Origin of the sequence: Dactylosporangium sp. CA-139066, assembly GCF_050936175.1 — a bacterium.
Classification (GTDB): Bacteria; Actinomycetota; Actinomycetes; order Mycobacteriales; family Micromonosporaceae; genus Dactylosporangium.
Genome location: NZ_JBNJNH010000002.1, coordinates 1,557,106 through 1,580,057, shown reverse-complemented (window position 1 = coordinate 1,580,057; position 22,952 = coordinate 1,557,106). Strand labels below are relative to the sequence as shown.

General features: G+C 72.3%; 19 protein-coding genes and 1 pseudogene. 3 read left to right on the top strand and 17 right to left on the bottom strand.

All coding sequences use genetic code 11. The features are described 5' to 3' along the window. The first annotated feature begins 42 nt into the window (after positions 1–42). Entirely contained in the window at positions 43–2,121 is a 2,079-nt protein-coding gene (locus ACQEVU_RS52045) for a hypothetical protein (protein WP_433338130.1), read from the top strand. A gap of 3 nt (positions 2,122–2,124) precedes the next feature. Here the strand turns inward: ACQEVU_RS52045 and nadC are convergent, their stop codons facing one another. From nadC to ACQEVU_RS52005, 8 genes are all read right to left on the bottom strand, one after another. Next, positions 2,125–3,003 carry a carboxylating nicotinate-nucleotide diphosphorylase gene (gene nadC / locus ACQEVU_RS52040; protein WP_433338128.1) on the bottom strand — a complete coding sequence of 293 codons (879 nt, stop codon included), beginning with the start codon at positions 3,001–3,003 and terminating at the stop codon, positions 2,125–2,127. A 7-nt stretch (positions 3,004–3,010) separates the two neighbouring features. Beyond that, positions 3,011–4,648 carry an L-aspartate oxidase gene (locus ACQEVU_RS52035; RefSeq protein ID WP_433338126.1) on the bottom strand — a complete coding sequence of 546 codons (1,638 nt, stop codon included), beginning with the start codon at positions 4,646–4,648 and terminating at the stop codon, positions 3,011–3,013. Between the two features lie 113 nt (positions 4,649–4,761). After that, positions 4,762–5,634, bottom strand: a complete 873-nt coding sequence (locus ACQEVU_RS52030; RefSeq protein ID WP_433338124.1) for a septum formation family protein — start codon at positions 5,632–5,634, stop codon at positions 4,762–4,764. Between the two features lie 45 nt (positions 5,635–5,679). After that, the gene (locus ACQEVU_RS52025; RefSeq protein WP_433338122.1) at positions 5,680–6,585 is read right to left on the bottom strand and encodes a septum formation family protein; all 906 of its coding nucleotides are present in this window, start codon (positions 6,583–6,585) and stop codon (positions 5,680–5,682) included. A 102-nt stretch (positions 6,586–6,687) separates the two neighbouring features. Next, a complete protein-coding gene (gene panD / locus ACQEVU_RS52020; protein ID WP_433338120.1) occupies positions 6,688–7,110 on the bottom strand; it encodes an aspartate 1-decarboxylase in 423 nt (140 codons plus the stop codon). Further along, entirely contained in the window at positions 7,107–7,910 is an 804-nt protein-coding gene (panC, locus tag ACQEVU_RS52015; protein ID WP_433338118.1) for a pantoate--beta-alanine ligase, read from the bottom strand. Before panC ends, panD begins: the two co-directional genes overlap by 4 nt. Further along, positions 7,907–8,794, bottom strand: a complete 888-nt coding sequence (locus ACQEVU_RS52010) for a Rossmann-like and DUF2520 domain-containing protein (RefSeq protein ID WP_433338116.1) — start codon at positions 8,792–8,794, stop codon at positions 7,907–7,909. The genes panC and ACQEVU_RS52010 overlap by 4 nt, the downstream gene beginning before the upstream one ends. 127 nt (positions 8,795–8,921) lie before the next feature. Further along, positions 8,922–9,467: a TetR/AcrR family transcriptional regulator gene (locus tag ACQEVU_RS52005; RefSeq protein WP_433339738.1), complete on the bottom strand. Its 546-nt coding sequence runs from the start codon at positions 9,465–9,467 to the stop codon at positions 8,922–8,924. Between the two features lie 244 nt (positions 9,468–9,711). Between ACQEVU_RS52005 and ACQEVU_RS52000 the strand changes: the two genes are divergently transcribed. Beyond that, entirely contained in the window at positions 9,712–11,004 is a 1,293-nt protein-coding gene (locus tag ACQEVU_RS52000; protein ID WP_433338114.1) for a D-arabinono-1,4-lactone oxidase, read from the top strand. A gap of 93 nt (positions 11,005–11,097) precedes the next feature. Here ACQEVU_RS52000 and topA read toward each other — a convergent pair whose 3' ends face one another. The 6 genes from topA to ACQEVU_RS51970 form a co-directional block, all read right to left on the bottom strand. Continuing rightward, entirely contained in the window at positions 11,098–13,905 is a 2,808-nt protein-coding gene (gene topA, locus ACQEVU_RS51995; protein WP_433338112.1) for a type I DNA topoisomerase, read from the bottom strand. 278 nt (positions 13,906–14,183) lie between these two features. Continuing rightward, complete coding sequence (locus tag ACQEVU_RS51990; RefSeq protein WP_433338110.1) at positions 14,184–15,131, bottom strand: hypothetical protein; 948 nt, start codon at positions 15,129–15,131, stop codon at positions 14,184–14,186. Next, the gene (locus ACQEVU_RS51985; protein WP_433338108.1) at positions 15,122–15,649 is read right to left on the bottom strand and encodes a hypothetical protein; all 528 of its coding nucleotides are present in this window, start codon (positions 15,647–15,649) and stop codon (positions 15,122–15,124) included. The genes ACQEVU_RS51990 and ACQEVU_RS51985 overlap by 10 nt, the downstream gene beginning before the upstream one ends. Positions 15,650–15,751: 102 nt before the next feature. After that, positions 15,752–18,130 carry a sodium-translocating pyrophosphatase gene (locus ACQEVU_RS51980; protein WP_433338106.1) on the bottom strand — a complete coding sequence of 793 codons (2,379 nt, stop codon included), beginning with the start codon at positions 18,128–18,130 and terminating at the stop codon, positions 15,752–15,754. Between the two features lie 209 nt (positions 18,131–18,339). Further along, a complete protein-coding gene (locus ACQEVU_RS51975; protein WP_433338104.1) occupies positions 18,340–18,816 on the bottom strand; it encodes an ATP-binding protein in 477 nt (158 codons plus the stop codon). A 4-nt stretch (positions 18,817–18,820) separates the two neighbouring features. After that, on the bottom strand, positions 18,821–19,183 hold the full coding sequence (locus ACQEVU_RS51970) for an STAS domain-containing protein (RefSeq protein WP_433338102.1): 363 nt from the start codon (positions 19,181–19,183) through the stop codon (positions 18,821–18,823). Positions 19,184–19,333: 150 nt separating this feature from the next. Here ACQEVU_RS51970 and ACQEVU_RS51965 point away from each other — a divergent pair. Then, positions 19,334–21,592 (top strand): annotated as a pseudogene (locus ACQEVU_RS51965) (DEAD/DEAH box helicase); the annotation flags it as partial. Between the two features lie 192 nt (positions 21,593–21,784). Here the strand turns inward: ACQEVU_RS51965 and ACQEVU_RS51960 are convergent. The 3 genes from ACQEVU_RS51960 to ACQEVU_RS51950 are packed head-to-tail and all read right to left on the bottom strand — an operon-like array spanning position 21,785 to position 22,910. After that, the gene (locus ACQEVU_RS51960; protein WP_433338100.1) at positions 21,785–22,123 is read right to left on the bottom strand and encodes an Rv3654c family TadE-like protein; all 339 of its coding nucleotides are present in this window, start codon (positions 22,121–22,123) and stop codon (positions 21,785–21,787) included. A gap of 20 nt (positions 22,124–22,143) precedes the next feature. Then, a complete protein-coding gene (locus ACQEVU_RS51955; RefSeq protein WP_433338098.1) occupies positions 22,144–22,734 on the bottom strand; it encodes a TadE family type IV pilus minor pilin in 591 nt (196 codons plus the stop codon). Continuing rightward, positions 22,731–22,910: a DUF4244 domain-containing protein gene (locus tag ACQEVU_RS51950; protein WP_433338096.1), complete on the bottom strand. Its 180-nt coding sequence runs from the start codon at positions 22,908–22,910 to the stop codon at positions 22,731–22,733. The genes ACQEVU_RS51955 and ACQEVU_RS51950 overlap by 4 nt, the downstream gene beginning before the upstream one ends. Between the last annotated feature and the right edge of the window lie 42 nt (positions 22,911–22,952).

Here is a 22,952-nt window from a genome sequence, read left to right as displayed (position 1 = left end):
CGGAAGCCTAACCAACGCTCACTCAATTACGATCGCGTCCCAATGATCCTGTTCGCCCTGCTGCCAGTGGCCACGTTCGTCTTCACGGCCGCCGCGCTGCGGCCGCGCGCCGGGGCCGACGGCCGGCTCGCCGTGGTGCGCGCCGCGATCGCGGTCGCCGCCGCCACGGTCCTCGCCACCGAGCTGCTGTCGCTGCTCAACTGGATCTCCCCGCTCCCGGTGATCATCCTGTGGAGCGCCGCCACACTGACGACGGCCTGGCTCGCGAAACCGGGCATATCAGAGCTTAAAGCGAAATTTCCGGTACGCCGGAAACGCGCGCCAGGCAGCGCCCGCCCGGCCGGCGCCGAGCCGGCCCACGCGGCAAGCCCTCAGGAGAAGGCGGCCACTCAGGAGAAGGCGAGCGTTCAGGAGAAGCGCAGCACAGCCGCCGAGCACGCGCCCACGATGAGCGCGCCCGCAGAACGCACAGACATCGAGAACGCGCCCCCGGGCGTGGATGATGAGCAAGCCGCAAGAGTGACGTGGGCGGGCGTCGTGGCCGTCGCACCGCTCATCCTGCTGGTCGCCGCCGAGCTGATCCTGGCCATCGCCAGCTCCCCCAACAACTTCGACTCCAACAGCTACCACCTGCCGAAGATCGAGCACTGGATCGCCAACCACAACCTCGCCAACTACCCGACGGTCCAGACCCAGCAGCTCATCCTCGTCCCCGGCGCCGAGTTCCTCCTGCTGCACCTGCGCCTGCTGACCGGCGGCGACGCCGCGTTCAACCTGCTGCAGTGGTCCGCCGCCCTCCTCGGCGCCACCGCCGCCGCCCGCTGCGCCGCCCAGCTCGGCGCCGGACGAGCCGGCCAGTGGATCGCCGCGGGCGTGTTCCTCACGGCCCCCGCGGTCGTGCTGGAGTCGACGAGCACCCAGAACGACCTCGTCGTCACCGCCTGGGTCCTCTGCGCCGCCACGATCGCCCTGGACGCCCGCCGCCGCCCCGCCACGATCGCCGACATCGCGGGCCTCGCCGGCGCCGCGGGCCTGGTCATGGTCACGAAGTCGACCGGCCTGATGGCCCTGGCCCCGGTCCTCGCCTACTGGGCCGTCGCGCAATTGCGACAGAAGCAGATGAAACGCACCATCAGCGGCGCCGTCGTGGTCGCCGCCGCCTGCGCCCTGCTCGCCGGGCCCTCGCTGCTGCGCGTCCAGGAGGCGTTCGGCTCCCCGTTCGGGCCGCCCGGGTACCGCGCCGCCCTGTCCACCACGCGCCACGACCCGCCCGCCGTGCTCGTCAACGGCCTGCGCCTGGGCGCCTCGACGCTGCTCACCCCGATCCCGGCGATCAACGAGGCCGTCGGCGAGGCGGTCGTCAACGTCGCCGGCCTGGTCGGCGTGGACCCGAACGACCCGGGCATCACCCAGTGGCGCAGCGTGTTCCCGGGCAACCGGTGGAAGCCCGACGAGGACCGCTCGCCGTACCCCGTCCAGTCCGCCCTCGCCCTCCTCGGCGCCGCGCTGGGCCTGTGCTGGCGGCGCACGCGGGGGTACGCGCTGCTCGTCCTCGGCGCCCTGCTGATGACCGCCGCGATCGTGAAGTGGCAGGACTGGGGCAACCGGCTGATCCTGCCGGCGTTCGCGGTGGCGGCCCCGCTGGCCGGCTACGCCCTGGAGCGGGCGAAGCAGCACAAGATCCTGCCGGCCCTGGTCGCCTTGGCCCTGGCCGCCGGGACCGCGCACGGCTACGCCGCCGTCCTCTACGGCCAGCCCCGCCGGCTGCTCGGCCAGGGCTCGGTGTTCACCCTGGACGACTGGCAGGAGCGGTTCGTGCGCCAGCCCGACCACGCCGGCGCGTACCGCACGGCGATCGACCAGGTCCGCGCGAGCGGCGCCCCGCGGGTCGGCCTCGTACTGCAGGGGGACCTTTGGGAGTACCCCCTGCAGTACGAACTGCGGGACAGGAAGCTCGTCGAGCTCTACTCGGAGGTCGACAGCCAGCCGGCCGGGCACGCCGACGACGTCGACGCGGTGATCTGCGTGTCGAGCCCGGAGCGGTGCCAGAGCGTCGTGCCGGAAAACTGGCAATACACCCAGATAGATGCGTTCGTGGCGACGGCCTTTCGACCGAAGTGACGGCTAGTGCAGGCGCAGGTCCATGGCGATGTCGAGGATCGGCGAGGAGTGCGTGAGGCCGCCGACCGACAGGTAGTCGACGCCGGTCGCGGCGTACTCCGCCGCCGTGGCCAGCGTCAGGTTGCCGGTCGCCTCCAGTTCGGCCCGTGAGGCGACCGCGCTGACCACCTCCCGCAGCAGGTCGGGGCGCATGTTATCCAGCAGCAGGAACGTCGCGCCGGCGGTGACCGCCTCGACGGCCTCGCCGACCGTGGTGACCTCGACCTGCACCGGCACGTCCGGGAAGGCCTCGCGGACACGTTCGAAGGCCGCCGTGATGCCGCCCGCCGCCAGCTTGTGGTTGTCCTTGATCATGGCGACGTCGTAGAGCCCCATGCGCTTGTTGGTGCCGCCGCCGGCGCGCACCGCGTACTTCTCGAGGATCCGCAGGCCGGGCGTGGTCTTGCGGGTGTCGAGCACGAGCGCCTTGGTGCCCTCCAGCAGGTCCGCCCAGCGGCGGGTGTGGGTGGCGACGCCGGACATGCGGCACAGCAGGTTGAGCGCGGAGCGCTCGGCGGTCAGCAGCGCCCGGGTGGGCCCGCTCACCGTGGCCAGCACGTCGCCGCGGGCCACCCGCTCTCCGTCGCGCTTGCGGACTTCGGCGACGGTACCGCTGGACACCGCCTCGAACACCGCCGCCGCCACCCACAGGCCGGCGACCACGCCGTCGGCCCGGGCCACGATGTCGGCCTCGTCGGTCTGCTCCGCCGGGATCGTCGCCACGCTGGTGACGTCCAGGCCCTCGGGGCCCAGATCCTCGTCCAGGGTGCGCCGGACGATGTCGTCCACGGCCGCCGGGTCGAGGCCGACCTTGCGCAGCTCGGCCTCGGTCTGGATCCTCACTGGTCTCTCACGCGTCCTCCCAGGTTTCGGTGAGCGCGCCGGCGTCGTCGAGGGCGGCGAGGAAGTGCCCCCGGTACACGTCGCTGGCGTCGGGAAAGTCCTCGCGCCAGTGGCAGCCCCGGGTCTCCTGCCGCTGCGTTGCGGCGGCGACCAGGGCACTGGCGACGGTGAGCAGGTTGGTCGCCTCCCAGGCGGCGACGTTGGCGGCCGCCCGGTCCAGCGAGAGCTTGGTGAGCGCCTGCGCCGCCTGGTCGAGCGACTCGGCGCTGCGCAGCACCGAGGCGTGCGCCGACATGGCGGCCTGCAGGTGGGGGCGGATCGCCGGGTCGGCGGACCAGGTCGGGCCCTCGGCGGCGACCGGCTCGCCCTGGTCGGGCAGGTGGCGGGCGATGTCCTCGGCGATGCGGCGGGCGAAGACGAGCCCCTCCAGCAGCGAGTTGGACGCCAGGCGGTTGGCGCCGTGCACGCCGGTGCAGGCGACCTCGCCGCACGCGTACAGGTTGGGGATCGAGGTGCGCCCGTGCAGGTCGGTGCGCACGCCGCCGGAGGCGTAGTGCGCGGCCGGCGAGACCGGGATGAGGTCGGCGGCCGGGTCGACGCCGGCGGCCCGGCAGGAGGCGACGATCGTCGGGAAGCGGGCCTCAAGGAACTCGCGGCCGAGGTGCCGGGCGTCGAGCCACACTTGGCTGGTGCCCTCGGCGCGCATGACCCGGTAGATGCCCTTGGCCACGACGTCGCGCGGGGCCAGCTCGGCCAGCTCGTGCCGGCCGAGCATGAAGCGGTTGCCGTCGCCGTCGCGCAGGTAGGCGCCCTCGCCGCGCAGCGCCTCGCTGACCAGCGGCTGCTGGGAGTCGCGGTTGCCCAGCGCCAGCGCGGTCGGGTGGAACTGGACGAACTCGATGTCGGTCACCTTGGCCCCGGCCCGCAGGGCGAGCGCGACGCCGTCGCCGGTGGAGACGATCGGGTTGGTGGTGGCGGCGAAGATCTGGCCCATGCCGCCGGTCGCGAGCACGACCGCGCGGGCCATGACGGCGCCGACGCCGTCCTCGGCGCCCTCGCCGAGCACGTGCAGCGTGACGCCGCAGGCCCGGCCGGCCGAGTCGGTGAGCAGGTCGAGCACCAGGGCGTGCTCGATGAGGCGGATCCACGGGTCGCGGTGCACGGCGTCGTGCAGGGCCCGCTGGACCTCGGCCCCGGTGGCGTCGCCGCCGGCGTGGATGATCCGGTTGGCGTGGTGGCCGCCCTCGCGGGTGAGCATGAGTGAGCCGTCGGTGTTGCGGTCGAACTCGGCGCCCCAGCGGATCAGCTCGCGCACCCGGGTCGGGCCCTCGCGCACCAGCACCTCGACGGCGGCCGGGTCGCAGAGCCCGACGCCGGCCACGAGCGTGTCCTGGGCGTGGGCCTCCGGCGTGTCGAGCGGGTCGAGCACCGCGGCGATGCCGCCCTGCGCCCACCGCGTCGAACCGTCATCGATATTGACCTTGGTGACGACGGTGACGTGCAGGCCGGCCTCGCGCAGGTGGAGCGCGGCGGTCAGCCCGGCCACCCCGGAACCGATGACGACGACATCGGTCGGCTCCGCCCACCCGGGCGGTGGCCCGGCGAGGCGGCGCGGCACGATCGGCCCGTTCAAGCCCTGAGTCATCCCTACAGTCAACATCACTCGTCTGGATGACGGGTGGTGATGCTCATCGCCCTCCCGTAGGCATCCCCGAACAGCGGGTGAGCGGGATCCGCCGGGCCGTGGTGCCCAGCTCGTCACACGGCGAGCGGCAGCGGCCCCTTGCCCAGGCCCTTCACGGAGGCCTTCAGCGGCTTCGGGCTCATGAGGTAGCAGGCGAACGCCTGGTCGCTGCCGAGCCAGTCCGCCGAGGTCTTCGGGCCGACCGAGCCGGCCGACAGGTCGTCGCGGCCGCCGTCCTCGGGCAGGCCGAGGTAGCGCAGCCCGACCGATGTGCACCCCTTCGCCGTCGCCGACTGCACCGCCGCCTCGTCGAACGGGGCCTCGGGCGGGGTGATGATGTAGACGCCGGTGTACTCCCCGTCGTGGCTCTCGCCGCAGCCGGCGTACCGCAGCTGCTCCCCGTCCTTCTTCACGCACGCGATCGCGAGCGGCGAGCCGGCGCCGAGCGCGCCCTTGAGCGAGCCGGTGTGCTGGGCGAACCGGTCGCCGGTCGGCCCGGTCACCTCGGCCACCGCGCAGCCGAAGAAGCCGTCGGTGGCCGGCTTGATCCAGGAGGCGATGATCTGCACCTTCGCCTCGTGCCAGCCGCCGCCGAGGAAGATCGGCCCGGTGACGAGGCAGGCCCGCCGCGCCTGTGCGTAGAGCAGCGCCTGGGCGATCTTGACGTCCTCGCCCTTGGCGTCGTCGAGGCGGTGCAGGAGGTCCTTGCCGACCTGCCCGACGTGGAAGAGCTCGACGGTGTGCGCGCCGGCGCAGTCGACCGGCCTGCCGTCCCAGGGCAGCGCCGCCTTCGCCCCGGCCGCGTCGACCTGGTAGCAGGTGCCCTCCGCGGGCGCGCCGGCCGGCGGGGTGCTGGGGATGTCGCGCCCCTGCCCCCGCTCGTACATCCAGTACACCCCGCCGCCGATCAGCGCCAGGACCGCCAGGACGATGGCCACCCGCTTCATGAGCAAGCAGTCTGCGTTACCCGCCGGTAACTGTCCAGTCGCGCCTTAGAACGTCGTGGGGCCGATGCCCTTGAGGGAGCGGGTGATCGTCTTCTTGTCGAACAGCATCGCGTAGCAGCGCGAGGAGCGGTCGCCGCGGTTCCAGTTCTCCTCGCCGACCGTCCAGTAGCCGATGCCGACCTGCTTGTGCGCGGCCAGCTGGGCGGTGGTCATGTTGAGGAACTTGGCGCCGAGGGCGTCGCAGCCGGCCTCGATGGCCGCCTTGCGCTCGTCGGCGTTCTTCGGGAAGGCGCGCTCCGGGGCCGTGTACGTCCCGACGTACTCGATGTTGTGCGCGCTCGTGCACGGCGTCGCCGTGTAGTCCAGCCACGTCGTGCCGTCGGTGTCGTAGACCTCCATCGCGCAGCCGAGCGCGACCGGCTTGTCCCCGGTGAGCGCGTTCTTCAGGCTGCCGGTGCGGTTGACCGGCTTGCCGCCGTCGCTGACCACCTCGGCCAGGTCGCAGCGCAGGTAGCGCGCGCCGGCCGTCCACTGGGTCGCGGACGGGACGAGGACCTGCAGCGCGAGCCGGCCGTCGTGGAAGTCGCCGCCGAGGAACTTCTCGGCCTCGCTGTCGCACTTGGCCCAGCCGTCCTTGAGGTCGGCGCCCTTCGGCGGGGCGCTGCCACTGGCCGCGGAGCCGGGGAGGTCGCCGACGTAGAAGGTCTCGCTGGCGTGGGCGGTGTTGCAGGAGTCGACCGCCTTGAACGAGAACAGCGTGATCGTGTCGGGCTCGAAGTAGTCGACGTTGGTGGTGTAGCAGGCGCCGACCGGCGGCGACGGGATCTTCGCGGCGGCGAGCATCGGCCAGTCGTCGACGAGGTCCCCGTCGGTGCCCGACGGGGCGCCGCACCCGGCGAGGAGGGTCAGGGCGACCACCGGCACCAGTGCCGCGATCAGCTTGCGCGCCATCCCTCGTCCGTCCTTCCACGTCCGTTGAGCAGGCCACCACCCGTAAGGGGCGGTGGCAGTCTGCCCAACCTTAGACGCGGTTGGCAACGCGTCGATAAACCCTCAGCCGCGCACGAGATCGCCCCGGATCGGGGATCCGACCATGCCGGGAACGGCGGACGCCGGGTCGGAGTCGAGCTCGATCACCCGGTTGTCGGCGTCGACGTGCACGACCCGAGGCCGGTAGGTGCGGGCGGTGGCGTCGTCGAGCTGGGCGTACGAGATGAGGATGACCAGGTCGCCGGGGTGCACGAGGTGGGCGGCGGCGCCGTTGATGCCGATGACGCCGGAGCCGCGCGGGCCCGCGATCACGTACGTCTCCAGGCGCGCCCCGTTGGTGACGTCCACGATCGCGACCTGCTCGCCGGCCAGCAGGTCCGCGGCCTCCATCAGGTCCTCGTCAACTGTCACGGATCCGACATAGTGCAAATCGGCCTGGGTCACCGTGGCCCGGTGGATCTTCGACTTGAGCATCGTACGGATCACGGCCGGTCTCCTTGCAGGTTGTCGATGCCCAGGTTGTCGATGCCCAGGTTGTCGATCAGTCGGGTGCCGCCGACCCAGGCGGCGGTGAGCATGCGGCCCTCGGCCGCGACGAGGTAGTCGACCTTGACCTCGGGCACCTTCGCGTACTCGGCCAGGCCGGCCTCGACCCCGCCGGCGACGGCGGCGGCCAGGGCCCGGTGCAGGACCAGCGCCTGCTCGCGCTCGACCGGCGACAGGTAGCGGTTGCGGCTGCTCAGGGCCAGGCCGTCGGGCTCGCGGACGGTCGGCACGCCGCGCACGTCGATCGGCAGGTCGAAGTCGCGGGCCATGGCCCGGATCAGCGTGAGCTGCTGGAAGTCCTTCTCGCCGAAGTACGCGACGTCGGGGCGGGTCAGCTGGAACAGCTTGTTGACCACGGTGAGGACGCCGTGGAAGAAGCCGGGGCGGCTGGCGCCCTCGAGCTGGCTGCCCCACGGGCCGGGGTCGACGCGCACGGCCGGGTCGCCGCCGGGGTACATGACCTCGCGGGTCGGGGCGAAGACCAGGTCGACGCCGCAGGAGCGGGCCAGCTCGAGGTCGGCCTCGAAGGTGCGCGGGTAACGGTCGAAGTCCTCGGCCGGCCCGAACTGCAGCGGGTTGACGAAGATCGTGAGCAGCACCGAGTCCGCGTCGGCGCGGGCCCGGCGCAGCAGGGCCTCGTGCCCGGCGTGCAGGGCGCCCATAGTCATGACCACGGCGACCTCGCCGGTCAGCCCGGGCCGGGCGGCGCGCAGCTCCTCGCGGGTGGTGGCGACCTTCATACGGCACGCTCCTTGGCTTGTTCCTCGCGCAGGACGTCCAGCAGCGGCTCGGCGTCGATGGGCCGCAGGCGGCCGGCGGCGATGACCCGGTCGGCGGTGCGCCGCGCGAGGGCCAGGTAGGGCGGCACGGAGCCGGGGGCGACGGCGTCGAGGGCCTGCAGGTGCTTGCGCACGGTGCCGGCGTCGCCGCGCGAGACCGGGCCGGTGATGGCGGCGTCGCCCAGGCGCAGGGTGTTGTCGAGCGCGGCGCCCAGCAGCGGGGCGAGCACGCGCTCGGGCTCGTGGACGCCGGCGTCGCGCAGCCGGTCCATCGCCTCGCTGACGAGCGTGGCGAGGTGGTTGGCGCCGTGGGCGAGCGCGGCGTGGTACAGCGGCCGCTTCTGCTCGTCGATCCACTCCACGACGCCGCGCAGGTCGGCGACCAGCGCCTCGGCCGTCGCGCGGAGGTCGGCGGGGGCGGTCACGCCGAACGAGACGCCGTCGAGGCGGTCGAGGTCGGCGGCGGTACCGGTGAACGTCATCGCCGGGTGCAGCGCGAGCGGCCGGGCGCCGGCGGCGGCGACCGGGGCGAGCACCGCGAGGCCGTGCGCGCCGGAGGTGTGCGCAACGATCTGGCCGGGGCGCAGCGCGCCGGTCTCGGCGAGGCCGTTGGTGAGGTCGGCGAGCACGTCGTCGGGGACGGCCAGCAGGACGAGGTCCGCGGCGGCGGCGACCTCGTCGGCGGGCAGCAGGCGCGCGTGCGGCAGGAGGCGCTCGGCGCGGGTCCTGGAGGCGGCGGAGACGGCGACCGTGGCGACCACGGTGTGCCCGGCCCGCTCGAGCGCGGCGCCGAGCACGGCACCCACTCGCCCGGCACCGATGATGCCGATGTTTTGCCTGTTCATCTGACGGATCCAGTCCTCGTGTCGGGGTACCGGTCGATCAGAAGTATGCGCTGCAGCGGGCAAAGCGGACAGGCGATGTGGGATTGTCAACAACGCGATTCGTCCGCTTTGCCCCGCCGAGCAGCCACTACAGGCGGTGGTGCAGGTACTCCTTGATCAGCGCCTTGGCCTCGCCGAGCACGACGGCGTCGCCGTCCGGCGAGCGCCGGAACGCCAGCTTGATCAGCGCGTCGGCCGCCTCGACCGCGATCGCCAGCACGAACTGCAGGCGGTCGGCGTCGACGATGCCGAAGCGCTCGACGAGCAGCCCGGTGAGCTGCGAGACGATGACGTCGTTGTTGTCCCGCTCGTCGTCGAGCAGGTGAATGTCCACGACGTCGCCGAAGTGCAGGGTGCGGAAGCCCGGCACGGTGCGGTGCATGTCGATGTACTCGTCGATCGCCGCGTCGACGGCGTCCCACCAGTGCGCGATGCCCTCGTCGGCCAGCCGGGCGCCGAGGCGCTCCAGGTAGCCCTCGAGGCTGCGCAGCGTGAGCGCCTGGACGATGGCCCGCTTGTCCGGGAAGAACTGGTACACCGAGCCGATCGCCACCCCCGCCCGTTCCGCCAGCAGGGTCGTGGTGAGCCCGTCGTACCCCACCTCGTCGACGAGTTCGGCGCAGGCGTCGAGCATCCGCCCGACCCGCGCCACGCTGCGCCCCTGCACCGGCACCCGGCGCAGCGGCTTGGTCCCGGCGCCGGCCACAGTCTGCGTCGCCACCCGGTCTTCCCCCCTCTACCTCGTCGGGTCCGGCGGGATATCCCCGCGCAGGCCCGCCTTTGAAACCTACTCACGTCAACGACCGGGCACGATCGACGGATAGCCCATTTCACCCTTGTGATTGACGGGGGGCATACGTGAAGGGTACTCAGGTTTCGTGACATCTCCGTGGGCCAACTGGGCCGGCAACCAGACCGCGACCGCCGCCCGCGTCGCGCACCCGTCCAGCGCCGCTGAGCTGGGCGAAGTCCTCCGCGCCGCGGCCGCGGACGGCCTGCGGGTCAAGGCCGTCGGCAGCGGGCACTCCTTCACGCCGACCGCCCTGACGGACGGCGTGCGGGTCGAGCTCGACCGGATGGCGTCCCTCCTGGGGGTGGATGGAAACCTTGTCACGATCGGGGCGGGTATGCCCCTTTCGGTGGTGAATGCGACGCTCGCCGCGCACGGCCTGGCCATGCCCAACCTCGGCGACATCGACGCGCAGACCATCTCGGGCGCGCTGTCGACCGGCACGCACGGCACCGGCGCCGGCTTCGGCTGCCTGTCCACGTTTATCGAGGCGCTCACCCTGGTCACCGCCGACGGCACGGAGCTGGCCTGCTCGGCGACGCAGAACCCCGAGCTCTTCGCGGCCGCCCGGGTCAACATCGGCGCGCTCGGCGTGCTCAGCACCGTCACGCTGCGCTGCGCCCCGGCGTTCGTGCTGCGCGCCGACGAGCGTCCGGCGCCCCTCGCCGACGTGTGGTCCGGCCTCGACGAGCACATCGGGGCCAACGACCACTTCGAGTTCTACTGGTTCCCGTACACCGACCGCGTCCAGATCAAGCGCAACAACCGCGTGCCGGCGGCCGACTCGCCGCTGCCGGGCTGGCGGCGCTGGCTCGACGACGACTTCCTGTCCAACACGGTCTTCGGCGCGGCCTGCCGCCTCGGCCGGGCATTTCCGGCGACGGTACCCCCGGTGAGCCGGATCTCGGCGCGGGCGCTCTCGGCCCGCACCTACACCGCCGCCTCCCACGAGGTGTTCTGCACGCCCCGGCGGGTCCGTTTCGTGGAGATGGAGTACGGGCTGCCGCGCGCGGCGCTGCGGGAGGCGTTCGACGGGCTGCGGTCGGTGGTCGCCGGGCTGCCGTACAAGATCCAGTTCCCGGTGGAGGTCCGCTTCACCGCGGCCGACGACATCTGGCTGTCCCACGGCCAGGGGCGCGACAACGCCTACATCGCCATCCACCAGTACGTCGGCGCGCCCTTCGAGGAGTACTTCCGCCGCTTCGAGGCGGTCACCGAGCCGCTCGGCGGGCGGCCCCACTGGGGCAAGATGCACTTCCGCACCGCCGAGTCCCTCGCCCGGGTGTACCCCCACCACGCCGACTTCGTCGCCCTGCGCGACAAGCTGGACCCGAACCGCCTGTTCGCCAACGCGTACACGGAACGGGTCCTCGGCGCCTAGCCGTGTTTCCGGATGCCGGGGGGAACTCCGCTCCGCCCAGCCCACCCGGCCCGTCGCCGGCCGGCGTGACCGGCGGGACGGGCCTGGGCGCGCCTACTCGTCGGAGGCGGCCTTCTTCCGCGCGGAGGTGGCCTTCTTCGGGGCCGCCTTCTTCGCGGGGCTGGCCTTCTTCGCCGCCGTCGTCGTCTTCTTGGCCGCGGTGGTCTTCTTCGCCGCCGTGGTCGCCTTCTTCTCCGGCGCCGCCTTCTTGGCCGCGGTGGCCTTCTTGGCCGGTGCCTTCTTCGGCGCCGGGCCCTTGGCCCGCTTCTCGGCCAGCATCTCGCTGGCCTCCTCCACGGTGAGCGACTCGACGCTCTGGCTGCGCCGCAGCGAGGCGTTGAACTCGCCGTCGGTCACGTACGGCCCGAACCGGCCGTCCTTGATGACCAGCGGCTTCTCCGTCGCCGGGTCGTTGCCCATCTCGCGCAGCGGCGGCTTGGCCGCGGCCGCCTTGCGGGTCTTGGGCGCGGCCAGCAGCGCGAGCGCCTGGTCGAGGCTCAGCGTGAACAGCTGCTCCTCGTTCTCCAGCGAGCGGGTGTCCTTGCCGCGCTTGATGTACGGCCCGTAGCGGCCCGAGAAGGCGATGATGTCCTCGCCCTCGGCGTCCTTGCCGACCGTGCGCGGCAGCGTGAGCAGCGTCAGCGCCTGCTCGAGGGTCAGCTGGTCCGGGCTCTGCGCCTTGAGCAGCGACGCGGTCTTCTCGCCGCTGGAGACGTACGGCCCGTAGCGGCCGGACTTCACCACCACCGGCTCCCCGGTCTCCGGGTGCTCGCCCAGCTTGCGCTCGCCGCCGCCGGCGCTCAGCGCGAACAGCTCGGCGACCTTGTCCTGGGTGAGCTCGTCCGGGGCGAGGCCCTCGGGGATCGTGGCCCGGTCGGCCTCCTCGCCCTCCGGCGCGCCCGGCAGGAAGCGCTGCAGGTAGGGGCCGAACTTGCCGACCCGGACGACCACGTCGCGGCCGGCGTCGTCGCGGAACAGCGGGATCGAGTTGATGCCGCGCGCGTCGATCTCGCCGAGGCGCTCGGTCACCATCCGCTTGAGGCCGCCCTGGCGGGCCACGGAGCCCTCGTCGCCGGTGTCGCCGCCGAAGTAGAACGGGTGCAGGAAGTTGACCGCGCTCTCGTCGCCGTTGGCGATCTCGTCGAGCACGTTCTCCATCGAGGCGGTGAAGTCGTAGTCCACCAGCCGCGGGAAGTGCTGCTCGAGCAGGCCGATCACGGCGAACGCGAGGAAGGACGGGATCAGCGCCTGGCCGCGCTTGAACACGTAGCCGCGGTTGTTGATCGTCTCCATGATCGACGCGTAGGTCGACGGGCGGCCGATGCCGAGCTCCTCCATCGCCTTGACGAGGGAGGCTTCGGTGTACCGCGACGGGGGTTGGGTCGTGTGCCCGGTCGGGACCAGCTCCTGCTCGGTGAGGGGCTGCCCCTTGACCATCACCGGCAGGCGCCGCTCGGCGTCGTCGGCCTCGGCGGACTCGTCGTCGCTGGACTCCACGTAGGCGCGCAGGAACCCGGGGTCGGTGATCGTCTTGCCGGTGGCGGCGAAGTCGACCGACTCCTGCTGGGCGGTGACCGCGTTGATGCGCACCGAGGTCGAGTTGCCGACCGCGTCGTTCATCTGCGAGGCGATCGTGCGCTGCCAGATGAGCTCGTAGAGGCGCCGCTCGTCGGCGTTGAGCTCGTTGGCCACCTCGCCGGGCGTGCGGAAGGTGTCGCCGGCCGGGCGGATCGCCTCGTGCGCCTCCTGGGCGTTCTTGACCTTGCCGGTGTACCGCCGCGGCTGGGCCGGCACCTGACCGGGCCCGTAGAGGTCGTGGATCTGCTGGCGGGCCGCCGCGATCGCCGCCTCGGAGAGGTTCACCGAGTCGGTACGCATGTAGGTGATGTAGCCGTTCTCGTACAGCCGCTGCGCGACGCGCATGGTGTTGGCCGAGGACAGCCGCAGCTTGCGGGCGGCCTCCTGCTGCAGCGTCGAGGTGATGAACGGCGGGTACGGCCGGCGGCGGTAGGGCTTCTCCTCGACCCGGGTGACCTTGAACGGCCGGCCCTCCAGGCGGGCGGCGAGGCCGCGGGCGCCCTGCTCGTCGAGGTGGATGACGCCGGAGCCGGGCCGGACCTTGCCGGTCTCGGGGTCGAAGTCGCGGCCGGTGGCCACGCGGTCGCCGTCGATCGCGATCAGCGTCGCGTTGAACGGGCGCGGGTCGTTCTCGGCCAGCAGCCGGGCCAGGATGTCCCAGTAGTCGGCGGCGCGGAACTTCATCCGCTGCCGCTCCCGCTCGACCACGATCCGGGTCGCCACGGACTGCACCCGGCCCGCGGAGAGGTTGCGCTGGACCTTCTTCCACAGCACGGTCGAGACGTCGTAGCCGTAGAGGCGGTCGAGGATGCGCCGCGCCTCCTGGGCGTCGACGAGGGCCCGGTTGATCTCGCGCGGGTTGGCCACGGCGGCCTGGATCGCCGGCCGGGTGATCTCGTGGAAGACCATCCGCTTGACCGGGACCTTCGGCTTGAGGGTCTCGAGCAGGTGCCAGGCGATCGCCTCGCCCTCGCGGTCCTCATCTGTGGCCAGGTAGACCTCGTCGGCCTGCTTGAGCAGGTCCTTGAGGCGCGTGATCTGGCGGCGCCGGTCGGCCGAGATGACATAGACCGGGGTGAAATCGTTGTCGATGTCGACGCCGAGGTACGCCCAGGGCTTGCTCTTCAGCGCGTCGGGCATGTCCTTCTTGCCCACCGGCAGATCCCGGACATGGCCAAAACTGGCCTCGACGAGGTAATTCGGGCCCAGATAGCCCGAAATCGTCTTGGCCTTCGCCGGCGACTCCACGATCACCAGCCGCTTTGTGTTGGCGGAGTTCGGCACAGTTCTCCCCGGTGCGGACGGACAGACGTCAAACGTAACGCGCGCCTCCGCGTCGAGTTGCGCATTGGGGGCGCCCCGGCGGTTCGGCAAGCGACACGCCGATCGGCGCCACGGTACACCCATGCACAACCGCGACCTGCCCGATCTTGCGAACGTGTCGCACTCGCTGCCCCATTTGCGGCGGTTTGTCGGGGCCGCGGCGGCCCGGGTGCGCGCAAATCACATCACTCGGACGGCCCGGCCACCCTACTGGGGGTAACCCGGCCGCCAGCTGGCCGTCAGGCCGGCCAGGCGCCCGTCGGCGCGGCGGCCGGCGGCTCGCCCACGAGCTCCGCGAGACGGGTGATGCGCCGCGGTCCCACGATGCGGTACGCGGGGGCACCCGTTTCGGCACCGACGAGTACCGCCGGCAGACCGACGGCCTCGAGCGCGTCCCCGACGGCGATCCAATTGTCGGCAACCCTGCGGTCGAGCACCTCCTCGTCCTCGAACTCCTCCACCGGGGGCGGCGGCGGTTCCAGCACGGAAATCGGGTCGAGCACCACGGTGGGCAGGTCGCCGACGCCGGAGTCGGGCCATTCGTCGGCCGCTGGGTCGCCGAAGTACTCCTCGGCATCGGCGAACTCGTCCGGGCCGGGATCGAAGGCTGTGATTTTGCTCTCGCTTTTGCGTTTTCGCACGTTGGGGCGCTCGGGGCGGGGCTGGGGCGGCCGTACGACCGCGGCCGGCGCCTCCGGCTCCTCCGGGGCGAAGAGATCGGGCGGGGCGAGCGGCTCCGGCTCGGGCTCCTCCGGCGGCGCGAGCGGGCGGGGCGCGAGGCGCAGGAGAAAGGCCCGCTGGCCGTCGTAGGCGCCGGCGGCGGCGACCCACAACCGCAGCGCCCGGCCGTCCAGCGTGAGCCCGCGCGGGGCGATCTTGACCCCGTCCTCGTCCAGCCAGCGCCGCGCGAGCGGCGCCAGGGCCGAGGAGTACGCCGTGCGCAGCTGCCGGCGGTCCTCCTCGCCGGTCGCCTCGCAGCTCACGACCAGGCCGCGGGCCTCGAGCTCGTCGCGCAGCACGAGGGCGCGCCACCCGTCGTCGACCACGATCGACACCCGGGCGGTGCCGCCCATCCGGCCGACCTGGCCGGCCCCGGCCAGCAGCCCCTCCAGGTCGATCGGCGCCGGAGCGCGGGCCTCGACCCCGAACAGCGACAGTTGCCGGCCGCGGGCCGGCGTCACCGGCACTCGGGCACCTCGTCGAAGGCCTTCTGCAGGTCGGCCGGACCGGTGTGGGCCGGGTCGATCGCGCTGCGCTCGTACTCCTCCTTGAGCGTGCCGAACGCCGAGCCGACCGCCGCGTAGAACTTCTTGGCGTCGGCGGTGGGCAGCCCGGACACCGTCCGCTTGGCGTTGCCGTAGGCGTCGCGGGCCTTCGACAGCGACGCCGTGAACTGCTCGGCGACCTTCTTGCCGTCCTCGACCCGGGGCACGCCGGCGCCGTCGACGCCGGCCCGGGCCTTCTCGCTGGCCGACTCCGCGCCCGAGAGCAGCTCGACGATGTTGGTCTTGGTCTGCGCCGGCGTCTTGGCCGACGACAGCTGCTGGTTGGCCTTCTCGGTCAGGTCCGAGATCGCGGCCCGCCAGGGCGACAGCGCCGAGCAGACCGTCTTCGCCCACGCCTTCGGCTCGACCCCGTCGCCCCCGCCGCACCCGGCCGCGGCGCACAGCAGGACGACGGCGGCGAGGAGGCGGGCGGCGCGCATGGTGTGCAGCCTAAAACCGATCGTCTGTTCGAGAAAACACGACGCTCCGGCCGAATCCGGCCGGAGCGTCGTGCATGTGCGTTTGTCGGCGTCGATCAGACGTCAGGCGGTGACCTTCTCCGGCGCGCTCTCCGTGGAGGCGGCGCCGTTGCCCTCGCCGGCGTCGACGGCGACCGGCTTGCGCTTACTGACCACCACCGCGGCGGCGATGATCAGCACCGCGGCGATCGCGATGACGTACCGGAACGCGTGGTTGCCGGAGCCGACCGTCAGGGTGACGACGCCGGGCGCGATCAGCAGCGCGACCAGGTTCATGACCTTGATCAGCGGGTTGATGGCCGGGCCGGCGGTGTCCTTGAACGGGTCGCCGACGGTGTCGCCGATGACCGTCGCGGCGTGCGCGGGCGAGCCCTTGCCGCCGTGGACGCCGTCCTCGACCAGCTTCTTCGCGTTGTCCCACGCCCCACCGGAGTTGGACAGGAACACCGCCATGAGCGTGCCCGTGCCGATCGCGCCGGCCAGGTACGCCGCCAGCGGGCCGACGCCGAGGCCGAAGCCGACGGCGATCGGCGCCATCACCGCGAGCAGGCCCGGGGTGATGAGCTCACGCTGGGCGTCGCGGGTGCAGATGTCGACGACCTTGCCGTACTCCGGCCGCTGCGAGCCGTCCATGATGCCCGGGAACTCGCGGAACTGCCGCCGGACCTCGAACACGACCGAGCCCGCCGAGCGGGCCACGGCGTTGATCGCCAGGCCGGAGAACAGGAACACGACCGCGGCGCCGATGAGCAGGCCGACCAGGTTGCCCGGGTTGGCCACGTTGAGCAGGACCGCGGTGGCCGCGTTGTCCGCCGCCTTGCCGGCGTTGCCGAGCGCGGTCTTCATCGTGTCGGTGTAGGAGCCGAACAGCGCCGTGGCGGCGAGCACCGCGGTGGCGATCGCGATGCCCTTGGTGATCGCCTTGGTGGTGTTGCCGACCGCGTCGAGCTCGGTCAGCGTGCGGGCTCCCTGCTCGTCGATGTCGCCGGACATCTCGGCGATGCCCTGGGCGTTGTCGCTGATCGGGCCGAACGTGTCCATGGCGACGATGACGCCGACCGTGGTCAGCAGGCCGGTGCCGGCCATGGCGACCGCGAACAGCGACAGGGTGATGGAGCCGCCGCCGAGCAGGAAGGCGCCGAAGACGCCCGCGCCGATGACGATGGCCGAGTAGACCGCCGACTCGAAGCCGACGCTGACGCCGGCGAGCACGACCGTGGCCGGGCCGGTCAGCGCGCTCTTGCCGATGTCCTTGACCGGGCGCCGCTCGGTCTCCGTGAAGTACCCGGTCAGCGCCTGGATGATCGCGGCGAGCGCGATGCCGATGACGACGGCGATGATCGCGGTGACGTGCGGCCCGAACGGCGGCGCGTCGCCGCCCTTGAGGGCCTGGATCGCCTTGAGCCCCTCGGTGTCGCCGGTGAGGCCGGTCCAGCTCTTCGGCAGGTAGGCCACGGCGGCTACGCCGACCAGGACGGCCGAGACGACGGCGGAGATGTAGAACGCGCGGTTGATGGCGACGAGCCCGTTGCGGTCGGACTTGCGCAGGCGGGTGAGCAGCACGCCGATGAAGGCGATGATCACGCCGATCGTCGACACGATCAGCGGGAACACCAGGCCCTGCTCGCCGAAGGCGGCCCGGCCCAGGATCAGGGCCGCGACCAGCGTGACGGCGTAGGACTCGAACAGGTCGGCCGCCATGCCGGCGCAGTCGCCGACGTTGTCGCCCACGTTGTCGGCGATGGTCGCCGCGTTGCGCGGGTCGTCCTCCGGGATGCCCTGCTCGACCTTGCCGACCAGGTCGGCGCCGACGTCGGCGGCCTTGGTGAAGATGCCGCCGCCGACCCGCATGAACATCGCGAGCAGCGCCGCGCCGAAGCCGAAGCCCTCAAGGACCGTCGGCGCGTTGTCCTTGTAGATGAGCACCACCAGGGAGGCGCCGAACAGGCCCAGACCCACGGTGAGGAAGCCGACCACACCACCGGTGCGGAACGCGATCTGCATCGCCTTCTCGCGACCGCCGTCCTCCCGGGCCGCCGCCGCGACGCGCAGGTTGGCGCGGGTGGCCAGCGCCATGCCGGCGCCACCGATGAAGGCCGAGAAGACCGCGCCGACGACGAAGAACGCCGACCGGCCGATCTTGATCAGAGTCTCGTGGGTCCCGGCGTCGTTCACCGGGAGCAGGAACAGCAGTACGACCGCGATGACGACGAAGATGCCCAGGGTCTTGAACTGGCGCGTGAGATACGCGGTTGCGCCCTCCTGCACCGCCCCGGCGATCTCCTGCATCTTGGGTGTACCCCGACCGGTCGCGAGTACCGCCCGAACCAGCGCCGCGGCGAAGCCCAGTGCCACGAAGGCGAGGACCAGCGCGACGACGACATAGGTCAGGTTGCTCCCGGAAAGGGAAATCTCGCCGGCTGCGGCGAGTGATCTGGACATTCGTTGTCCTCCTGTACCGACACATGACAGCGCCGCGAGCGGTCAGGCCGGCGGCGGGTCTCCACGCGGGGAGCCGTGCTGGACGACCGAGGTACCCAATGACCAGGGACGTCATACACGATCGCCGTACTCTAGCCGGATGGCGTGTCCGTGGTCACACCGACTTGCGCGTTTGAACAAATCGCATTCTGTCGATTTGCTCACGTCGGTCAATCGCCGGCGCGCTCCAAGGGCCAGGACATACGGACCTCGGTCCCGACACCTTCGGATAATTCGGACACATTCAGATCATCGACGAGGCCCGCGAGCAGCGCAAGGCCCATGCGGGCGGCGACCGCCTCCTCCGCCAGCAGGTCCGGCGGGGCGGTCAGCGGCAGCGCCGGATCGGACAGCAGGACGACGGCCTCGTCCTGGGGCTGACGGCTCACCATCGCCCCGTTGGCCGCCCGGTCGACCACCCGGACGGTGAACCGGTCGCCGTCGGCCATCGCCACGTCGACCAGGGCGTCGAGGCCGTGCGAGCGATGCAGGGCGACGGCCCGCGAGCAGGCCTCCCCGATCGCGAGCCGGACCTCCTCGAGCAGCTCCTCGGCGACGCCCGCACGCCGCGCCACGGCCACGCCGACCAGGCGGGCCGTGCGCACGTGAGCCGGCGCCGGCGAGAAGGAGAGTCGTACCGTCGGCATGGACCTACGCCGGTGATTCGGCGCTCGCGCCGCCGGCGGCGGTCGCGGCACCCACGGTGTCGTACAGCGAGAACACCCGGTCCAGCGCGGTGATCCGGAAGATCTTGAGCAGCCGCTCGTGCGCGCAGACCAGCCCGAACGTCCCGTTGACCGCACGGAGCCGCTTCAGCGCGCCGACGAGCACCCCGAGCCCGGTCGAGTCCAGGAACTCCACGCGGCTCAGGTCGACGACCACGTGCCGCGCACCGGCTTCGACGAGATCGACGAGCTTTTCACGCAGTCGCGGGGCGGTGTAGACGTCGACCTCACCGCCGACCTCGAGCACCGTGTGGTCGCCGGAGTCGTACGTCGACAACGACAGCTCCATGCGGACCTCCTTCTCTGGCGGCCAAGTTGTGCATGCCCTCCACGGGCATCTAACCATCGACGCCCCGCCCAGGCGACGCTCCACCCCCATTCCCACATCTGGTCGGCGTGTATCACGAACCACGGTTCGAACACGTGTTTTAGAGTGCTGGACGTGCTGGTCCACACCGAAACGCTCCCCCGCCGCGACGGGGTCGTCGTCCCCTGGCCGGAGTGGGTGCCGGAGCCGGTCCGCACGGCCTTCGGCTTTGAGCCCTGGCGCCACCAGGCCGACGCCGCCACCGCCGCCTGGCACGGCACGCACACCGTGATCGCCACCGGTACCGGCTCCGGCAAGTCGCTGGCCTACCAGCTGCCCGCACTGTCGCGGCTGCTGGCCGATCCGAAGGCCACGGTGCTGTACATCGCCCCGACCAAGGCCCTGGCCGCCGACCAGCTACGGACCCTCAAGCAGCTGGGCCTGCCCGGCCTGTATCCCGCCACCTTCGACGGCGACACCTCCCGCGAGGAGCGCGACTGGGTCCGCCAGCACGCCCGCGTGGTGCTCACCAACCCGGACATGCTGCACCACGGCATCCTCCCCGGCCACGCCTCCTGGTCGCGCTTTCTGCGCGGCCTGGCGTACGTCGTCGTCGACGAGTGCCACGCCTACCGCGGCGTCTTCGGCTCCCACGTCGCCCACATCCTGCGCCGCCTGCGCCGCATCGCCGCCCGCTACCGCGCCACCCCGTGCTTCGTGCTGGCCTCGGCCACCGCCGGCGACCCCGCCGCCTCGGCCGAGCGCCTCACCGGCCTGCCCATGACGGCGTTCGCCGACGACACCTCCCCGCGCGGCCCGGTCACCTTCAGGCTTTGGGAACCGCCCCTGCTCAACCCCGAGGGCCCCCGCCGCTCCGCCCTCACCGACACCGCCACCCTGCTGGCCGATGCGGTCGGCCGCGGCGTGCGCACCCTGGCCTTCGTCCGCTCCCGCAAGGGCGCCGAGGTCGTCGCCACCATGGCCCGCAGCTTCCTGGACTCGGCCACGCCCGGCCTGGGCTCCCGCGTCGCCGCCTACCGGGCCGGTTACCTGCGCGAGGACCGCCGCGCCCTGGAGCAGGACCTGATGGACGGCACCCTGCTCGGCCTGGCCTCGACCAACGCCCTCGAGCTCGGCGTCGACCTCACCGGCCTGGACGCCGTCATCATGTCGGGCTATCCGGGCACCCTGGCCTCGATGTGGCAGCAGGCCGGCCGCGCGGGCCGGGCCGGACGCGCCGCAACCTGCGTCCTGGTCGCCCGCGACGACCCGCTGGACACCTATCTCGTACACCACCCGGAAGCCCTGTTCGGCCGCCCGGTGGAGGCCACCGTCTTCGACCCGGCCAACCCGCACGTCCTCGCCCCGCAGCTGTGCTGCGCCGCCGCCGACCTCCCCCTCACCCCCGCCGACCTGCCGCTGTTCCCGCCCGGCACCGAGGCGGTGCTGCAGTCCCTGGTCTCCGCCGGCCTGCTGCGCAAGCGCCCCGCCGGCTGGTACTGGACCGAGCGCGACCGCCCGGACGTCGACATCCGCGGCGCCGGCGGCGGCCCCGTCGCCGTCGTCGAGTCCGCCACCGGCCGCCTCCTGGGCACGGTCGACACGGGCTCGGCGCACCACCAGGTCCACACCGGCGCCGTGTACCTCCACCAGGGCGCCACCTACGTCGTCGACGAGCTCGACCTGGCCGACAACGCCGCGCTCGTGCACGCGGAGGACCCGGACTGGAGCACCCACCCCCGCGACGTCACCTCGATGACCATCCTGTCCGTCCGCGAGTCCCGCGCCGCCGGCCCGATAACCCTCTCGCTGGGCGAGGTCGAGGTCACCAACCAGGTGGTGAGCTACCAGCGCCGCCGCCTGGTCTCCGGCGAGGTCATCGACACCGTCCCGCTGGACCTGCCGGAGCGCATCCTCAACACCGTGGCGGTCTGGTGGACCATCGACCCGGACGCCCTCGACGAGGCCGGCATCCCCGACGTCGAGTGGCCCGGCGCCCTGCACGCCGCCGAGCACGCCGCCATCGGCCTGCTCCCCCTCGTCGCCACCTGCGACCGCTGGGACATCGGCGGCCTCTCCACGGCGGCCCACGCGGACACCGGCCTGCCGACCATCTTCGTGTACGACGGCCACCCCGGCGGCGCAGGCTTCGCCGAACGCGCCTTCGAGACCGCCGTGACGTGGCTGACCGCCACGAACGAGGCCATCCGCGCCTGCCGCTGCGAGACCGGCTGCCCGTCGTGCGTGCAGTCCCCGAAGTGCGGCAACGGCAACAATCCCCTGAACAAGCCCGAGGCCGCCCGCCTCCTTTCCCTGGTCCTCTCCCACCTGTCGACCCCAACGCCCCCTGCCCCTCGCCCACCGGCCCTGCCCCTGCCGACCCCCGCCTGACCCGCCCACCTCGAACCCGGTGGCCCAGGGCCCTGCATCCACAGGCCTCGGGCGGCGGTCGGGGCTTGGTGGTGTTCGGGTGTGGGACTCGGACTCGCCTCATCCGAGTCCCTCCCGAGTGCCTGACCTCAGCTCCTCACCCGCACCCCCGTTCTCCTGCGATTTCCGCCCGGCCGCGCGAGGCGCAGGCCCTTATGCGGCCATGACCGGCCCGGCCCGCGCGGTGGCCGAAGCCGTAAGGCCGACAGGGGCCCGGACCTCGACGTCCACGGTCACCACCGGCCCGGCGACCTTGCAGCTTGCGAGCCGCCCGCCATTGGCCGCCACCAACCGCGCGGCCTCCGCACAGGCCCCCGCGGACCCTCTGACCGCCGACAGGGCACCGGCCAGCGCCCCGGCATCGGCCGCGTTGCGCGCCCGATGCCGGGCGATGACCACCCCTTCCGCGCTCACGAAGCCGATCGTCAGCAGAAACACGGCCAGCCCGACCCCGAGCATCACGACCGACGCCGACCCCCGGTCCCCCCGCACGACTCCGATAGGCGCCCGGCTCACGGCCCGGTGCCGGTCTGCGGCTCGACCATCGCCACCGCCCGCTCCTCGACGGTGAACCCGGCCAGCATCGGCGCCGGCACTTTCATCCGCACAATCACCCGGACCACGTCCCCGTCGTGCTCGACCGCCACATCGGTACCGCCCCCGAAGTCCGGCACCGGCTCCCCCCGCGCAACCGCCCGCACGGCCGTCCCCGCCGCGTCGACACAGCTGATCTTGGTGCCGAGCGCCCCGATCGCCATGACGCACGCCGCGAGGAACAGGAGCACGACCGGCACCATGAGCGCGACCTCGAGCGTCGCCGACCCCCGATCCCCGCCGCGCCGATGCCGCGATTTCCCACGCCGCCGCCGCCCGCGCCCGGCCCGATGCCCCCGCACGGCCCCCTCCACCGGCTCCGGCTCCGGCACGGCCAGCAGCTCGCCACCCGTCCCCGGCGCCGCACGGAACTCCACCAGCCCCGGCGCCGGACGCGCCCCGGCCCGGAACACCTCCACCGACTCCGGTCCAGGCGGAAGCTCCCGGACCGGCGGGGGCCGGAACTCCACCATGGACAGCGGCAGCAGGACCCTTCCCCGCGCGGTCACTTGAGGTTCTTCATGACGACCGCGGTAAGCGCCTGCCGCACCTCGTCGGAGCTGACGGCCGCGATCAATATCCCGGCGAGGATGACCCCGACGGCCATCGTCACCGCGTACTCGATGCTGATCGACCCCGCGTCCCCCCGCCGAAGACCGAGAAGCCGCAACTTGAAGGCGTACATTCGAATATCTCCCTTTTCGTGATTTTTCCGGGCAATCGGAGC